We start from the raw sequence: 12,907 nt of genomic DNA on the forward strand, positions 1-12,907 counted from the left end.
ACGCTGGTCGGCATGCGGGAAGTACGCAAAGTAGAATTATATTATTCCGGAGAGGATGAATGGCATTGAGAGATAACGATAACAAAGGGACGAGCGGGGGTATTGGATTCTTCGGATTGCTTGCGATCGTCTTTATAACATTAAAATTGACTGGCGTTATTACTTGGAACTGGTGGCTGGTCTTGCTGCCTCTCTGGGGGCCGTTCGCAATAGCCGCCGTCGTGCTGGTCGTGGTAGTGATTGTTAAGGCTATAGTGGAGTAGACACAACGAAACCCCTGCAATCCTTGGCGGGCGCGCAGGGGCCTTCATCAAACGTACGTTCCTCTCAACATATTACCATATAAAGGGGAATGAGGGGAATGGCAGTGGCAGAGTGGGAAGAGGGCGTATTGTTCCCGGAGGCAAGCGAAGCGGAAATTGCAAAAACCAAGTTCCTCTTAGGGAAATATAAGAGCATGCGGTTACTGATGGACGATTACGAGAAGCATCGGGAGGACCTGGAGCAGGTTGCTATTGACGGTGAAGTGGCCCGGCGGATTGATCAGGAAGATTTACACGCAGACAAGACGGCCAATGCGGTCATTCTGGCCGAGAAACGGCGCTGGGTATATGAGCAGTACCGTTACCGGGAAACGGCCCTTGTGCGGGCGTACAGCCTCATTCTGAGTGAGGACGTGAAGAGGGCAATCCAACATCGGTACTTTGACGGCCATTCCTTGAAGGAGACATGCCTGTTCTTTGGCTACTATGAAAAGAGCAGCACAATCCGCAGCTGGGTGGATAAGGGAATCGTCGCGATCGCAAACAACCTGAAACTGCTCGGTTTCTTCGATAAGGACGCCGAGCAGTTTTGAGTTAGCACTTTTCTGGCACTTTTTTAGCACTTTTCTAGCACAATTCTGGCACCAAAATAGCACTTTCCCATGATACTATGAGAGCGTGGAAATGAAGCGAGAGGTGACAAGCGTCTGCAACGGTGATACGGTCACGTTCCTACGTGGTCCAGTTGTTGCGGGCGCATCACATATAAGCCGTATTGCTCCCGGCTACAGGAGCAGCATAGCCGAGCGCTCACGGCGAAATGAGCGCATGAAGCGGTATGCTGGCAACGTCCTGGTGGCGTTAGGCGGCATACTGTTTTCTATTTGATTAAAGGAGCGCTGCCTGTGTGGGTCAAACAAGACAACGGAAAACATAAGCATCCTGTCGAAGGATATTGCGCGATCTGCAATGACCCGGAACCAACGAAGCATACAATCCTTAAAGCATCGTTCTGTCAGACCTGTTGGGATTTGATGCTCAAAGGCAACGACGAGGAATTAAGCAAGCGCATCGTATGGGATTGATATTCCCAAGCGCTTGCGAATTTGGAGGGGTTCCATGAAACTGATCGAAGCATTACGGTTACAGAAGGAGTATGTTGTATGTCCTGAGTGCGGTAATGAACACATCGGCAATGGGGAAGGGGCGCTCCTAATCGAAGACGATACATTCACACGGACATGTAAATGCGGATGGAGTGTAACAGTCAAGGCGAGCTGAGTCCGGTCAAGAAGTGACTTTACATTTTCCGTGTAAAGCAATTTGCCTAAAACGTGATGTTCTGTAAAGTGATTTCCTGTATATGGGATATTGGTTGCAAAATCCGCCGCAATTTCGCATTTGGTTGCCGAGACGATTGTCAAGGCAGGGGAGAGATCATGAACAATCGTATATGCAAACTACAGTCTATGGATGCAGTAGACCATTGGACAGTAGCTGAACGCGGAGAACAACTCATTAAGAAGATCGACAAACGCCTAATCAGGCGGAAACGGCGATCCATTGAAAAACAGCAGAGTATTCGAGAAATCAAAGAGGCAAGCGTGTAAGCAAGGAAACATTTCCTTAAAAGAGTCGCCAATACGGAGGTGCCATGTGGATTTTGTATTTGTGGAATTTCGTTAAAGGAAGCGGTGAGTTCGTTTGGTGGCTAACGCAAGTATTGATCGGCAGGGAATAGGGTCGCCAATACGGCGGCTTTTTTATTTTGCAGGAAGGGTGACAATGAATGGGGCTTCTCAAAAGGATTATTAAGGCGTTTGAATCTCCTACCGACACATTTCACTGCTATCACTGCGGTAAGAAGTACCCAGGAAGACACTGTCATCAGTGCACGGATAAGAATCCGAAGGGCACATACTATGATAAACATGGCTACCCTTGCAAGCCTACGATAAGAATACCAACGCCTATGATTTCTCCGGGAAGGAGCTGCAAGATAGCATTCACTACCAACTTTAATTATTACGTCAAAGTGAAGGTGACTGAGTACGGAGAACAGATATTAAGGTCGCAACGAGAGGAGATAAACCTGGAACTAATAGAGGGGGGAGGTTCTCCATTCGGTCCGTATGAATTGAAAGTTGACGACGATGGTTATACGACGTTTCAAATCTGGGACCTTATGAAACGCTTTGGAAACCATTTTGAACTTGGTAAACCGGAGCCAATCAAAGGGGATATGATCTTCTTGGACGCTCAATTATTCGAGAAAGGGTGAAGAACGTGAGTGTAAGTGGATTAACCGCAACAATCAACATCCTGAACATCGATCAAATATCTGAGGTTATCGGCATTGCTAAAGGGATGGTAGAGGACGAACGGATTCCTGCCGAAGTCCGCGAGGAGTATATGGATCGCTTCCTGTCCATCCAATGGGAATCGGGCGAACAGGAATTCGAAGAAGATTTTAAGAGTGTCAGTCAGGAGATCCAAACAGTCAGGGAGCAAATGGAGAAGCGACACCGCCGGCTGCTATCAAATGACTAGCTATGCCGAACAGACCAAAGCGCCCATGTGGCGGTGATGTGCAATGCCTCTAAAGAAGTTCTGTCGGAAGGCAGGGTGTTCCAACCTAACAGATGGAGAGCCTTACTGTACAGACCATCAAGGCGAGCGATGGGGCTATGATCGAGACAGAGGCACGGCGACAGAGCGAGGGTACGGACGCAAATGGCAGGTAGCTCGCGCCCGCTTCCTTCGCTTGCATCCAATCTGTACGGAGTGTGAGCGCAAGGGCAAGGTCACAGCCTCGAATGTTGTTGACCATATCGTTCCGCATAAGGGCGACCCGGTGCTGTTCTGGGACGAGAACAATTGGCAAGCGTTATGTACTCCATGTCATAGCCGCAAGACCGTTCAACAGGATGGAGGATTTGGCAATCCAGTAAGGGGGTAGGGGGGTAAAATCTCTAAAAATTGTAATAATTGAAGACCGCCGCCCCCTTTATTCGCGTAAAAATTCGTTTTTTGAAATTTTCAGGACTTTGGAGGTGACCTAGATGGGCAGGAACGCAAAACCAATCGGCCTGCACATCGCCGAGGGCAATCCGAACCGATTGACAAGAGAACAACTGCGGCAGAGGCAGGAGGGCGAAGTAAAGCTCGGCAAAACAGAGCTGGAAAAGCTGAAACCTCCGGCATTTGTGAAGGATGATGTCGTGGCATTTTCCCATTGGAAGCAATGTTTGAAGGAGTACAAAGAAGCTGCGAAGCAGGACGTTAACCTTTTGACCAGCTCGGATGTTGGCCTGCTGGCAATGTATTGCAGGACCTATTCGGAATATGAAAAGCTGCTAAAACAGTATCAGAGACTGGAGCGGATCGCCGTTGAAGATCACGTTTTTGATGAGTATTTTCAGGAAATCGTTCGAAACGCGGAGGCGCGAGAGCAGGATGTCAACGAATACGGATTCCGGGCACAGAAATACTTATCTCAGCTCGCCTCCATAGAGGGAGTGCTAAAAATCGAGACGGCTATTAATAAGAAAATGGACATGCTGCTTAAAATGCAGGACCGCCTATTCTTGAACCCACTTTCCAAGGTCAAAAATGTACCGAAGCCGAAGGCGAAAGAAACGGCTCCAGGTAAGTTCGGCAGGTTCGGTGGCGGCCGTGGTGGATAATCCGCAAATATACCCATATAACACGGTTGCCGAGATAGACCGGGTGACGGCGTATGCACTGGAGGTTGTTTCAGGTCGGATCATCGCAGGCAAGACGCAGCGCCAGGCGTGCGAGCGGCACTTGAAGGACTTGGAACGTCAGGGTATGGAGGACTTCCCATACGTCTTTGACCCGGATAGAGCCCATGAGATTATCGAATTTGCTGAATCCTTAACGCTGGCCGAAGGGGAGGAGCCGGAGCCGCTCCGATTATGGGGCTTCCAGGACTTCATATTCGGGAGCTGGAACGGCTGGCTGACCTTAGATGGTTACCGCAGGTTCCGCACCTCCTATGTCCAAGTGGCTCGGCAGAATGGTAAATCTCTCGGGAATGCGGTGCCGTCGCTGTATTACGGTAATTTCGACGGGTACAACTATCCACAGATATATTGCGCGGCCACGAAAGAGGACCAAGCGCGAATCGTTTTAAAGGAATGCCTGAAATTCATAAATGCCGATGCTGAATTGTCTGGGACGAAATACGAACCAGGTCTTTTTACGTCCAAAGAATACAAGAGTACAATTCTATGTAATCTGACACGGGGAGAAATTAGGGCCATTGGGCGGGACACCGAAACAATTGACGGTTTCCGTCCTTATTACGCTTCCGTTGATGAATATCACAAGCATAAAACCAATCAAATGTATAAGCTTCTTTCTGACGGACAGAAGAAGCTGAAACAATGCCTGACCTCAGTAATTACCACGGCTGGCTTTGACGTAAATTCACCGTGTTACGAATTGTACGAGTATTGCAAATTGATACTCTCTGCCCTTCATGTCGATGAAACGCAGTTCGTCTTTATCTGCGAGTTGGACAAAGGCGACGATATTTGGGATGAATCCAACTGGCCGAAAGCCAACCCATTGTGGACCGAGCAGACATTGGAAAGTTTGCGCGCAGACGCTATAAAGGCTAAGAAGATGCAGGGAGCGGAACTGCGAAACTTTATGACCAAGTCACTGGATATCTGGGTGCAGTTCTCTGATACGCAGTACATGAACATGGAACACTGGAAAGCCTGCGCGTCGGAGACAACGCTGGAAGATATGGCTGGCAGAGAGTGTTACTTGGGCCTCGACCTTTCGTCCGGCGGCGACCTAACATCCGGAAATCTGGAGTTTCCGCTGGATATAGACGAACAGCGAAAGTATTTCATTGACTCACACAGCTGGATTCCGGCGGCGCGAGTTGCCGAGCATGTCAAAACGGACGGGGCACCCTATGATATGTGGATTCGTGAAGGCTTGCTTACGCCGACAGAAACGATGGGCGGGGTCAAGACGGACTACAAATACATCCTGGCCTATTACCGGGAACTGATCAAAAAACATAATTTCAAGCTAAAAGGCATCGCTTATGACCCACATAATGCGGATGCCTTTTTGTCTGACCTGGAAGAGTTTGGCGTCCCACTCGTTGAGATTGTCCAGTCGGCGCGCAGCCTTAACGATTCTACGGTGGATTTCCGGCTGGAAACGGAGGCCGGGAACGTCATCTATGATCGTAGAAACAAACTGCTGACCTGGTCGATGGCTAACGCCAAGACGGTCAGCAACAGTTTTGGTGAAATTAAGATCGACAAGGACCCAAGAGCAAAAGCAAAACGCATCGACCCGGTTGACTCGGTTATTGACAGTCACAAGCTAACGCTGTCCATGGCATCGAAAAACAAACGCTCCATTTACGAGGATCGGGGCGTTCGTACTCTATAGAAGGAGGTGAAACCACTGAGAATCCCCTTTATTTCTCGTTTTTTTGAAAAAAGAAGCGACTACAGCAATTTAAGCGAGCCCAAACGATGGCTTTATGAGGCGCTGGGCATTCCGTTTGGACGTGGGATAAAGGTTACGCCTGCGACGGCTATGCGGTCAACGGCGGTGCTTGCCTGCGTTCGCATCTTGTCTGAAACGGTCGCATCGCTGCCTTTGCCAGTCTATAAACGGCTGTCTCCGAGGGGGAAAACGCGGACTGACCACGTAATCGGTGATCTCCTACAGCGCGCGCCAAACCCGCGCATGACCGCGTTCACGTTTCGCGAGACGATGATGGCTCACGTGCTGCTGTGGGGAAACTGCTACGCCGAAATCGAGTACGACGAGACCGGGCAGATTGTGGCTCTATGGCCCATACCACCACACCGCGTCGAACACATGGAAACGGCGGCGGGGGACCCATTTTTCCGGGTGACAACCAAGGACGGCCAGCAACATAACGTGCCGTTTTGGGCCATGCTGCACGTACCGGGCCTCGGATTCGACGGAACCAAAGGGGTTTCTGTCATCACATGGGCACAGCAAGCCATTGAATTGGCAATGGCTACCGAACAGTTCGGGGCCGAATTTTTTGCGAATGGCACCAATGTAGGGGCGGTAGTGACTCACCCAAGCACCTTAAGCGACCCAGCCTTTGAACGCTTGAGCAAATCCCTTCAGGAGAAATACGAAGGACTGGGAAAGAGCCATCGGATGATGCTCCTTGAGGAAGGCATGACTTTTAGCAAAAACACCATCCCACCTAATGATGCTCAATTCCTGGAGACACGGAAATTCCAGACGCTAGAAATCGCGCGGATATACCGGGTGCCGCCTCATATGCTGGCCGACCTTGAGCGGGCGACATTCAGCAACATCGAGCAACAAGGCACGGACTTCATCGTGCATTCGGTTCGGCCCTGGTTGATCCGTTTCGAACAAACGTACAACTGGAAGCTGTTCAACGAGAAAGAACGTAAGCGGCTATTTGTAGAACATCTGGTCGAGGGCTATCTGCGTGGGGATACACAAGCTCGGTCGGCATTCTACAAAGAAATGTTTAATATCGGCGTCTACTCGCAAAACGACATCCGTGAGAAGGAGAATGACAATCCCATCGAAGGCGGCGACCGCTACTACGCGCCGCTGAATATGATCCCGCTGGACCTGCTGGACAAATACTACGAAGACAAGTTCAAACCGCAGCCGCAGCCAGCGGCTACACCAACCGGAGGAGGTGATAAACAAGATGAAGAAGACGAAGGAGCAGAGGGAACTGCTGCTGCAGGGCAGCCGGTTGGAGGTTCGGCGTGAGGATGGAGAGCCGCCGAAGATCATTGGATATGCGGTTCGGTGGGACCAGCTCTCCAAGCCGATCTATGGCATGTTTCAGGAACGATTCGCACGCGGTGCCTTTAGCGCATCGCTGATTAACCCGGACGTGTATGCATCTTGGCAGCATGATAGCCGGGAGGTTCTGGGTCGGACGCCGAACACACTGGTTTTGACCGAAGACGACACTGGCCTGCGATACGAAATCACACCGCCGAGCTGGGCGGAGAAATATTTGGAGACGATCGAGCGCGGGGACGTGCGGGGATCGTCTTTTATTTTTCAGGCAGTCCGCGAAGAGTGGGACGAATCGAACGCTGACATGGCAATCCGTACCGTGCAAGCAGCGGAGCTGTTCGAGGTATCCCCTGTTACAACTCCAGCCTATCCGCAATCAAGCGTTGGGGTTAGGTCAGCTGAAGAAGTGTTTCAGGACCGGCCGAAGCCTCCCGGGAAGTTGAAGGATGAGGAAGAGGAACGGCAGGCTGCTATCATGCTTGACCTGGACATGAGGCTGAAAAAACTAAACTTATAGAGGAGCTGAACGCATTGAAAAATTTGATTGAACTTCGGCAGAAACTGGCTGCGAAGAAGGACGAAATGCGCGCTATGATTGCGACGGCGCAAGGAGAGAAGCGTGGATTCACGGGCGAGGAGGAGACCAAGTTCAATGCCTTGGACGAAGAAAAACGCGGCCTGGAAGACGAAATTAAAATGGAAGAACGCGCGCAGCAACTCGCCATGGGCGGTGCTGGCAGTAAGCGGACGCCGGATGATCCGGACCATGAGTCGGAATTCCGGAACTTCGGAGAATTCGTCCATGCAGTGCGATTCGATCCGTATGACCCTCGCCTGAAGGAATATCGCGAGATGTCGATGGGTACCAAGACAAGCGGCGGTGTATATGTGCCTCCTCAATTCTCGCTCAATTTGTTCAAGGTTGAACCGGAAGAAGCTGTTGTACGGCCTCGGGCAACCGTAATTCCGGCTGGCGAAGTTGCGCCTGATGCAAGCCTGACAATCCCGGCGTTGGATCAGGGAGCCGGCAGCAACATTTACGGCGGCGTGGAAGTGGAGTGGATCGAGGAAGGCGCGGATAAGCCGGAAACGGATGCCAAGTTCAAGGACCTTACCCTGACGCCGCATGAAGTGGCCGGGACGGTCGTTGTTACAGACAAATTGCTGCGAAATGCCCCTATCGTAGATACGCTGCTGAATCAGCTTTTCCGGCAGGCCATCGCTGCGGCTGAGGATGTCGCATTCATGTATGGCAACGGTACGGGCAAGCCTCTTGGTGTAGTCAATTCCGGCGCGGCTATCACAATCAACCGGGAGACGGCCAATCAGATTAAGTATATCGACATCGTCAATATGCTCGCCAAGGCTAAACTCGGCGGTGGGCTGATGTTCCATGCGTCGCAGTCTATCATGCCTCAAATCCTCACGCTCAAGGACGATTATGGCCGGTTGATCTTTCAGCCGTCTGCAACTGACTCTATGCGCGGTACGCTGCTTGGCTATCCGCTGCACTTTGGAGACCGCGGACCGCTGCTCGGAGCTGCTGGGGACCTCGTATTGGTGGACCTGAGTTACTATCTCATCAAAGACGGAGCCGGCATCTTTATCCAGGCGTCCGAACACGTACTGTTCCGGCAGAACAAAACGGTCATTAAGGCGTTCTGGAACACCGACGGCAAGCCATGGCTGACCGGACCTATCACGCTGGAGAACGGATATCAAGTATCGCCGTTCGTTAAACTCGGCGCACCGTCTGCATAAGGAGCCTGCGTTGGGCTCCTATTTACTATGAAGGGAGATGATAAGCGTGGCGAAGAAGACCTATCGCGTTATTGCCGACTTCGTAGACGCGGTGACTGGCGAAGAAATTAAAACCGGAAGCCTGTTTGAAGCTGACGAGAAGCGCCTGGAAAGACTGCAAGCTGCGGAAGTTATTGGTGACGAGGTGACCAAGGCAGAAATCGACGCGGCGAAGAAGGCGGGCGAGGCCAATGCTGACCAGTCTTAACCGGGCGCGTTCCATGATGTCCGGTGTCGATGATTCGGTGCCGGATTTTGAATTGGAAATGTCACTTGAGGCGGCCAGCGCAGCCATTGAACGGTTCTGCAACCGGGAACTGGCGCAGCAAACGCACAAGCAGAGGATCGACGGCTCGGGAACGAAATTTCTGCGGCTACGGAACTTCCCGATCCATTCCGTCGCGGAAGTGAAGGTATGTGGCAAGGAGCTAATGGAGTCGGATTATGTGATCGAGTCAGGTAACGGAATCCTGTTTCTGGAGTTTGGGTGGCCGGATGGAGATCGCAATGTCGAGGTTGAATATTTGGCCGGGTATATCATGCCGAGTGACGCAGAGGGCGCGCCGGAGCCAACGCTTCCCCGAAATTATGAACTGGCCTGTATCCTATATGCCCAAACGTTGCTCCATCAGACACCGGGCGTAACCTCGGAACGTGTGGGCGATATCTCAGTGACGTATGAGACGGCAGCTGCTGGCGACTTGCCGGCGGCCGTTGCTGCCCTTATTCGATTGTGAGGTGAAGGCATGGCAACGAGGAATCGACGGGCGACAAGCGCCCGCGTACAGGTTTCAGGCGAGGACAATCTTCAGGTGCTTGCAGCTCGGATGCGGGCACTCACGGAAAAGCGGGTTGCTATAGGCATCCGTGGCGACGATGAACTGGCTGTTATCGCGATCGTGCATGAATTCGGTTCTGCGCCGAAGGGTATCCCTGAGCGTTCTTTTATCCGGACTGGAAAAATCAAGTCCCGGGCGACGATCAATAAGATCGTCAAGGCGGGCGTGATTGAAATCGCCTACGGACGAAAGCATCCGAACCAGCTATATCAAGAAATCGGCGTTGCGGGCCTAGAAAAGACTGCTGCCAATTTCGAGCGGATCAAGCAGCCTCCGCTTAGTCCTATCTATGCCAGTCATAAGCAGGGGCGCAAGCTCTTACAGGCGGAGGAGATGCGGCTGAAGGAGTCACTCAGCTGGTCCATTATTAACCGGGCGCATAGGGGGCGGAGACGGTGAGACAATTCAGGCATGCGGGTATCATCTGGAAGTACACCGAGCCTTATTACTTACTCCGCGACAGCGGCGGTGAGTGGGTCGTAGGTAAATGGGTGCCGCCCGGGACGGAGCGTGTGGAGCTGAGGGGCAGTATCCAGCCGGTCAGCGCGCGCCTGCTTGCGGGTGAGGGCGGATACTACACCGAGACGGACCGCAAGCTGTATACGACGTCCACGCATGCGACGGGTGAGCGGATCGAGTACAGGGGCGTACAGTATACGGTCGTCGAGTCGCCCGACCGTGCGTACAGCGACGTTAACCAGTATTTGTTAAGGAAGGTGGTCGCCAATGCTCCCGTATGAGGATATCCGCGTTTCGATTGTCGAGGGGCTTCAGGAGGCGACGGGTGGGCTGGTCATTGAAATGAACGGCGGCGGTAAGATGCCTACCGGGAGTTTCATAACCTACACCATATTCGGCTTTGAACCGGCTGACGGCATGGCAGCCATCACCCAAGAGGATGACAAGCGGATCAGGCGGGAGACGGTGACATTTACCGTCTCTTTTAATTGTTACGCGGATGACATTGATGTCGCGATGGTCCTTGCCATGACGGCCAGGGACTGGTTTAAGGTGGCCGGTCGGGAGGTTCTGAAGGACACGCTGGATGTTGTCGTTACTGACATCGGCGACATCCAGAACCGAGACCTCAACATTGGCGAGGAATGGGAGCGCCGGCAGGGTTTTGATGTCGAGTTCCGGGCGACGGACGTTGTAGAATCCCCCCTGAACTGGATTGATACAGCACCAATTACAAAGGAGTGATTATTTTGGCAGGATTGAGTGACGTTACCGTTACAATATCGGTTGCAACGCCGACGCCGATCCTGGGCTTTGGTAAGCCCTTGATTATCGGGACATCGGCGGCGGGCAAGGAGTATAAATCGTATTCTGATTTGGCCGGTGTGGCGGCGGATTACGCGGCAAGCACTGAGGAGTATAAGGCTGCGAAATCTTTGTTTGCTCAGAAAAATCCGCCGGCAGAGATTGCCGTCGCGCAACGTAAGACGGGAGCAACACCGGAGACGGTCGATGACTTTATGGCGTCCATGTTGCTCAAAGATTGGTATTTCTTGATCCAGACGAGTGCAGCCGCTGCGGACATCATGGCGGTGGCCGACATTATTGAGGCGGATAAGTCCCGGCAATATGTGGCCCGATCAGCTACATTGGCTGACTTGGCAACAATCAAGCCTGAAAACTATGAAAGATCGACCGTTTTTTACCATGAGGATATCGCCAATTACCCGGGAGCGGCGTTGGTCGGTGCCGTCGGAAGTCTGCCGGTAGGCAGCGTGACCTGGAAGGACTGGACGTTGGTCGGGATCGATCCTCTCGACCTGACGGCTACAGAGCTGGCAGCCATTCATGCGGCCGGAGCGATCACATACGTGACCAAGGCGGGGCGTAATGTCACCAGCGAGGGCAAGACGGTGTCAGGCACTTATATTGACCTTGTGCATAGTCAGGATTACATCGTGTTTAGCATCCAAAACGCCGTTCAGACGCTGTTCGGCTCCGTGCAGGATCAGCGGCAGAAGGTGCCGTATGACAATACAGGCATCGCCATGATCGAGGGCCAAGTGCGGACAGTGCTGCAACGGGCGTTCAAAAACGGCATGATCGCCAAAGACGACGACGGACAGCCGCAGTTTACGACGACCTTTCCCCGGGCGAGTGAAGTGGACCCGGCGGACAAGGCTGCCCGACGGTATCCCGACGGGAAATTCAGTTTCGTGCTGGCTGGTGCCATCCATTCGGCGGCGATCACCGGCACAATTACATTTGAGTAAGGAGGGGTAAAGGTGGCTGAAGCAAAAACGTATGATGCAAATGACGTCACAGTAACCGTCAACGGCGTATACCTCACTGGTTTTAGTGAGGACCTGGTGACCGTCGCCAAGGACGAGGACAATATTTCCGTCAAGGTTGGCGCCCAGGGTGATGTGATCGTCAACAAGGTCAATAATCCGTTGGGCACGATCACCGTCACGTTGCAGGCGACAAGCCCGCAGGTCCCGTACCTGGATAAGATTGCACGAAGCAGTCAAGTTGTCGCTGTATCGGTCGTTTATAATGGGGACCCCAAGGAAACCAGTACGGCGACCGAGGCCATTATTAAAAAGCAGGCTGACCGCGAATACGGAGCCGAGGCTGGGGATCGCACTTACGAATTCCAATGCCTCGATCTGGATGTCGCTTAAAAAACCGGAAAATCGAGAGGAGAATGAAACATGGCAACATTTAATCAGAAGAAGGTAACAACGAAATCTGGCAAGGAGTATACCTTGCAGCATCCTGGCGTTCGAAACGTCACGAAGATTACGGACCGGATAAAGAATAAGCACGGCGTCCCGAGCGACGAGAAGATGGCGGACGAAATGCTCGCCCATGTGGTCGTCGATCCCAAGGTCCGGATCGAGGATTTCGACTCTTACGCCGAGCTTGGCGAGATCGTAGGAAAAGCCTTTGCCTTCATCACCGGCACCGAAACCGAAGAGGAAATGGAAGATGCTGACGAGGGCTAAAGCCCGTCAGAGGGCATTAGACAACTGGAGTTTTTGGCGGCTGCTGCTGTCTGATATGGGTATTACCTACAGCGACCTGGACATTATGTCCGATGACGACATAGCCGAAGCTAACGCTGCTCTGGATATCTATATCGAGCAGATGAAAAAAGAAAATAAGGACAAGAAGTAGCGGCGCCCTTCCCGGGCGCCGCTTTTTGCTGTCCGG

Annotated in this window: 20 protein-coding genes; all 20 read left to right on the forward strand. The window is 52.3% G+C overall.

Features of this window, described 5'->3' with window-relative positions; genetic code table 11:
• Nucleotides 1-59: 59 nt before the first annotated feature.
• The 20 genes from KIH86_RS03590 to KIH86_RS03685 all read left to right on the forward strand — a co-directional run bounded on the left by KIH86_RS03590 (nt 60) and on the right by KIH86_RS03685 (nt 12,871).
• The gene (locus KIH86_RS03590) at nt 60-263 is read left to right on the forward strand and encodes a hypothetical protein (protein WP_235775245.1); all 204 of its coding nucleotides are present in this window, start codon (nt 60-62) and stop codon (nt 261-263) included.
• A 98-nt stretch (nt 264-361) separates the two neighbouring features.
• On the forward strand, nt 362-856 hold the full coding sequence (locus tag KIH86_RS03595; RefSeq protein WP_223080896.1) for a hypothetical protein: 495 nt from the start codon (nt 362-364) through the stop codon (nt 854-856).
• 526 nt (nt 857-1,382) lie between these two features.
• Nucleotides 1,383-1,544 (forward strand): DUF3797 domain-containing protein, encoded by a 162-nt coding sequence (locus tag KIH86_RS03600; protein ID WP_223080897.1) that lies wholly within the window; start codon nt 1,383-1,385, stop codon nt 1,542-1,544.
• Nucleotides 1,545-2,052: 508 nt separating this feature from the next.
• The gene (locus tag KIH86_RS03605; RefSeq protein ID WP_223080898.1) at nt 2,053-2,544 is read left to right on the forward strand and encodes a hypothetical protein; all 492 of its coding nucleotides are present in this window, start codon (nt 2,053-2,055) and stop codon (nt 2,542-2,544) included.
• Complete coding sequence (locus tag KIH86_RS03610; RefSeq protein ID WP_223110299.1) at nt 2,541-2,813, forward strand: hypothetical protein; 273 nt, start codon at nt 2,541-2,543, stop codon at nt 2,811-2,813. The genes KIH86_RS03605 and KIH86_RS03610 overlap by 4 nt, the downstream gene beginning before the upstream one ends.
• Nucleotides 2,814-2,856: 43 nt before the next feature.
• Nucleotides 2,857-3,222, forward strand: a complete 366-nt coding sequence (locus KIH86_RS03615; RefSeq protein WP_223080900.1) for an HNH endonuclease — start codon at nt 2,857-2,859, stop codon at nt 3,220-3,222.
• Between the two features lie 103 nt (nt 3,223-3,325).
• Nucleotides 3,326-3,949: a P27 family phage terminase small subunit gene (locus tag KIH86_RS03620; protein ID WP_223080901.1), complete on the forward strand. Its 624-nt coding sequence runs from the start codon at nt 3,326-3,328 to the stop codon at nt 3,947-3,949.
• Nucleotides 3,950-3,983: 34 nt separating this feature from the next.
• Complete coding sequence (locus KIH86_RS03625; RefSeq protein ID WP_223080943.1) at nt 3,984-5,705, forward strand: terminase large subunit; 1,722 nt, start codon at nt 3,984-3,986, stop codon at nt 5,703-5,705.
• A 6-nt stretch (nt 5,706-5,711) separates the two neighbouring features.
• Entirely contained in the window at nt 5,712-7,058 is a 1,347-nt protein-coding gene (locus tag KIH86_RS03630; protein ID WP_223080902.1) for a phage portal protein, read from the forward strand.
• The gene (locus KIH86_RS03635; RefSeq protein ID WP_223080903.1) at nt 6,994-7,611 is read left to right on the forward strand and encodes an HK97 family phage prohead protease; all 618 of its coding nucleotides are present in this window, start codon (nt 6,994-6,996) and stop codon (nt 7,609-7,611) included. The genes KIH86_RS03630 and KIH86_RS03635 overlap by 65 nt, the downstream gene beginning before the upstream one ends.
• A 14-nt stretch (nt 7,612-7,625) precedes the next feature.
• Entirely contained in the window at nt 7,626-8,855 is a 1,230-nt protein-coding gene (locus KIH86_RS03640) for a phage major capsid protein (protein ID WP_235775246.1), read from the forward strand.
• Nucleotides 8,856-8,901: 46 nt separating this feature from the next.
• Nucleotides 8,902-9,102, forward strand: a complete 201-nt coding sequence (locus KIH86_RS03645; protein ID WP_223080904.1) for a hypothetical protein — start codon at nt 8,902-8,904, stop codon at nt 9,100-9,102.
• A complete protein-coding gene (locus KIH86_RS03650; protein ID WP_223080905.1) occupies nt 9,086-9,631 on the forward strand; it encodes a hypothetical protein in 546 nt (181 codons plus the stop codon). Before KIH86_RS03645 ends, KIH86_RS03650 begins: the two co-directional genes overlap by 17 nt.
• A gap of 9 nt (nt 9,632-9,640) precedes the next feature.
• Nucleotides 9,641-10,132 carry a hypothetical protein gene (locus tag KIH86_RS03655; RefSeq protein WP_223080906.1) on the forward strand — a complete coding sequence of 164 codons (492 nt, stop codon included), beginning with the start codon at nt 9,641-9,643 and terminating at the stop codon, nt 10,130-10,132.
• On the forward strand, nt 10,129-10,473 hold the full coding sequence (locus KIH86_RS03660; RefSeq protein ID WP_223080907.1) for a hypothetical protein: 345 nt from the start codon (nt 10,129-10,131) through the stop codon (nt 10,471-10,473). The genes KIH86_RS03655 and KIH86_RS03660 overlap by 4 nt, the downstream gene beginning before the upstream one ends.
• Nucleotides 10,460-10,936 carry a phage neck terminator protein gene (locus KIH86_RS03665; protein ID WP_223080908.1) on the forward strand — a complete coding sequence of 159 codons (477 nt, stop codon included), beginning with the start codon at nt 10,460-10,462 and terminating at the stop codon, nt 10,934-10,936. The genes KIH86_RS03660 and KIH86_RS03665 overlap by 14 nt, the downstream gene beginning before the upstream one ends.
• Nucleotides 10,937-10,941: 5 nt before the next feature.
• Nucleotides 10,942-11,964, forward strand: a complete 1,023-nt coding sequence (locus KIH86_RS03670) for a DUF3383 family protein (protein WP_223080909.1) — start codon at nt 10,942-10,944, stop codon at nt 11,962-11,964.
• Nucleotides 11,965-11,976: 12 nt separating this feature from the next.
• Nucleotides 11,977-12,375 carry a phage structural protein gene (locus tag KIH86_RS03675; RefSeq protein ID WP_223080910.1) on the forward strand — a complete coding sequence of 133 codons (399 nt, stop codon included), beginning with the start codon at nt 11,977-11,979 and terminating at the stop codon, nt 12,373-12,375.
• A 30-nt stretch (nt 12,376-12,405) separates the two neighbouring features.
• Complete coding sequence (locus KIH86_RS03680; protein ID WP_223080911.1) at nt 12,406-12,699, forward strand: hypothetical protein; 294 nt, start codon at nt 12,406-12,408, stop codon at nt 12,697-12,699.
• Nucleotides 12,683-12,871 carry a hypothetical protein gene (locus KIH86_RS03685; protein ID WP_223080912.1) on the forward strand — a complete coding sequence of 63 codons (189 nt, stop codon included), beginning with the start codon at nt 12,683-12,685 and terminating at the stop codon, nt 12,869-12,871. The genes KIH86_RS03680 and KIH86_RS03685 overlap by 17 nt, the downstream gene beginning before the upstream one ends.
• Nucleotides 12,872-12,907 lie beyond the last annotated feature (36 nt).

The organism is Paenibacillus sinensis (genome assembly GCF_019904155.1).
Classification (GTDB): Bacteria; Bacillota; Bacilli; order Paenibacillales; family Paenibacillaceae; genus Paenibacillus_AQ; species Paenibacillus_AQ sinensis.